The sequence below is a fragment of the Candidatus Jordarchaeum sp. genome, assembly GCF_052745115.1.
The window spans coordinates 1-3431 of the sequence record NZ_JBRAKS010000391.1 but is presented as its reverse complement, the minus strand read 5'-3'; the positions used below and the strand labels follow the sequence as shown (position 1 = coordinate 3431).

Annotated in this window: 1 protein-coding gene; it reads left to right on the top strand. The window is 39.5% G+C overall.

Annotation, left to right across the window (positions count from 1 at the left end):
- The first annotated feature begins 137 nt into the window (after window positions 1–137).
- Window positions 138–3317, top strand: coding sequence for a thermosome subunit beta (gene thsB, locus ACUVXA_RS18365; protein ID WP_445872740.1), 3180 nt, complete (start codon window positions 138–140; stop codon window positions 3315–3317).
- The last annotated feature ends 114 nt before the right edge of the window (window positions 3318–3431 follow it).

The window sequence follows — 3431 nt, the reverse complement described above, 5'->3', positions numbered from 1 at the left end:
TGATAATCCAAGCCATACAAGAAAAATGGGAAATTTGACCAAAAAAAATAATTTGATATAGGTTTCAATATATGACACTACTGGAACCCATAAATAATTCATAATTGAAAACCATTTTTTTCTCTAAGGGATTCAAGGTGTCGAGAGATAGCTACTTCCAAAAGCACTCGAAGGAATTGTCCACCGTTCAGGAAAGTATATTTGCTGTTAAAATTCTGGCAGATTTTATTAAAGATTCCTTTGGTCCCAGCGGTATGAGTAAACTCATTGTTGATGAAAAAGGAGATCTTACCATAACTAGGGACGGGTTTACAATTACTGATAAGGTGGGGGGTGGTCACCCCGCGGTCAAGGTTATTATGGATGCCGTTAGGACCCAAGACCTGGAGTCGGGAGACGGGGCAAAAACTATAATAATTTTAACCAACGAGCTGCTAGCCCGTGCGGAGCAACTTCTCGATAAAGGAATTCATCCTACAACTATTATAAGAGGATATTCAAAGGCTTTTAAAGCGGTTTTGAATATTCTTGAACAAATCGGTATTCCAGTTGATCCCAAGGATAATGAGACGCTGAAAAAAGTAGCACTCAACGCTTTAAGGTGTAAGCTTAGTTTAGAGGAGAGTGAGTTTCTTTCGGAATTGGTCACAGAGGCGGTTTTGCATGTTTCAAAAATGGTTGGTGAAAAGTATTTTGTTGATGTTAAAAAAATTGTAATTGTGAAGAAACTGGGAGGAACGGTATCAGAAAGCGAGCTAGTTAAGGGTATAGTGTTGAATAAGGAAGCCGCACATAAGGAAATGCCTAAAAAAGTTGAAGCCTCAAAAATAGCTCTCCTTAAATGTCCCTTGGAAATCGAAAAAGGTGAATACGATACTAAAATTGTAATCGAAAAACCAAAGCAATTAAAGGATTTTCTGGAAGAGGAAGAATCGATTATTAAAAGAATGGTTGAGAAACTACTGGACCTGGGTGTGAATGTAGTTTTTTCCGAGAAAGGAATAGATGATCTGGCTAAATACTATTTAGCAAGTAAGGGGATTCTTGCTGCTGAGTGGATGGATAAAGCAGATATTCAAAATGCTGTCGCTGCAACTGGAGGAAAACTGGTAGCGGATATTTACGATATTAAACAAGATGATTTAGGAAGTGCTGGTATAGTTGTCGAAAAGGGATTTGGAGAAGAAAGAGTAATAGTTGTGGAAGAGTGTAAAAATCCTTTCAGTGTGACGATTCTTCTTAGGGGAGGAGCCCAAATTATTCTGGATGAGGTTGAAAGAGCGGTTCGTGACGCAATCTATGTGGAAAAGGACGTGGTTGAAAACCCAATGATACTTGTAGGTGGAGGGGCTTTAGAAGTCGAGGTTTCAAAAAGAATTATAGACCGCACCCTTGCGAGCGGAAAAGAACAATTAGCGTTAAATGCTTTTGCAGAAGCCTTAGAAGCGTTACCCTCTTTGCTTGCTAAAAATTTGGGCCTTGACATGTTAGCTAAGGCTGCTGAACTCAGGCTTAGACATGGTTCGGGAGAAATCTATGCTGGTATAGACGTGACAGATGGGGAAATTAAGAATTTAAGAAATCTTGGGGTCTACGAACCTTACCTGGTGAAAGCTGAAGCAATGAAATCCGCTCATGAAGCCGCAACAATGATTCTCAGGATAGATGATATAATCGCGGCCGAAGAATTAGGTGAAAAGGCAGAGACGCTAGAATACACGCGTCCTCTAAAGGAGATTAAAACGCGTAAGAAAGAGTTTGAAACCATCCTCAACAATATATCCGCGTTCAAGGTCATTGCTGACGCTGTAAAACCCTGTTTCGGTCCCAGAGGAAGCAGTAAACTGCTCATAGACAACATTGGCGAAGCAAAATACACCAGTGACGGAAAAATCATGCTGGGATTCATGTATCTTCAGCACCCCGCAGCAAAAATACTAGTGGAACTTACGGAGGCCCAGAGCAAATTTGTTGGCGATGGTACTAAGGCCAGTGTTATCCTCGCCGGTGAGCTTCTAAAAAATGCCGAGGAATTATTGAACCAGAAAATACATCCCACAGTGATTATTACTGGCTTCAAAAAAGCGACGAAAAAGGCTTTGGAATTATTAAATGATATGGCACTAACCGTAGACTATAAGAATTCAGAAACTATGAAAAATGTGGCTCTAACCTCTATTGCTGGAAAAATCGTTGATGGAAAAGAACTATTTGCTGAAATGGCTGTGGAAGCAATAAATAGTCTGATAGATAAGGAAAATGTTTCCGATATTGATATTAGAAAAGTTAAGATTTTGAAGGAAAAAGGGGAAGGCTTGAAAGATAGTGTGCTCTTTCCCGGAGTTGTTCTAGAAAGAGAAATTATCAGTCCTAAAATGCCAAGAAGGGTGGAACCCGCTAGGATTGCTTTGCTGGATTGTTGGTTAAGAGTTTCTCAGCAGAATTTTAGAAGAGATGTGGAGATCCGTATTGACGGTTCCGAGGCTTACCAAGCTCATTTAGAAAGTCTAAATGAATTGGCGAGGACACTTTTTAAGAAGATTGAGGATGCCGGTGCCAATGTTGTATTATGTTCAAAGATTGTTGACGATTTAGTAGCTCATTTTCTCACCGAATCCGGGATTTTAACTGTGGCTCAGCTACCAATCATGGATCTTAAAATAATATCCGAAGCAACTGGAGGGAAAATAGTAACGGACCTAAGTGATTTGAGGGAGGAGAATCTTGGAAAGGTGGAAATTGTTGAGGAGCGAAAAATTGGCGAGAGGGAACTCGTTTTCGTCAACTGTTCCGGTATAAAATGTGCCACTGCGATAATTAGAGGAGGTACTGAGGACATATTGAGCGAAGCCGAGAGAGCATTCCAAAACACGTTAAAAGTTTTGAAAGCTGTGATTACTGAAGGTAAATTGGTGGCAGGGGGCGGAGCAGTGGAAATAGAGCTTGACAAAGGAATTAAAAGATACGCGATGAATTTTTCTGGAAAAGAACAGTTAGCCATAGAAAAATACGCGAAAGCTTTGGAAACGATACCAAAAACCCTGGCTGAAAACTCTGGGCTAAATCCATTAGAAACCTTAGCTGAGCTTAGGGCGCTGCACGAAAATTCTAAAAATACTTGGATAGGCATCAGCGATAAAGGAAAACTTAACAATATGCTCGATCTAAAGGTATTAGAACCGTTAAGCATTAAAATGCAGCTAGTAAAGTCTGCATGTGAAATAGCAGAGACGATTTTAAGGATAGATAAGGTAATCCTGGAGAAAGAAAAAAAGAAATCCGATAAATTAGAAAAAGAAGTTAAGAAAAAAGAGTGAGTTTTAGAACCAACGATCAATAATCTTAACTTGAAAGAAGATTAAAATCTTCTGAATTCTTATGGGACGCCACCTTAGGTATGTATTTTTCCTAGTTTTTACTTGTCTTATGCT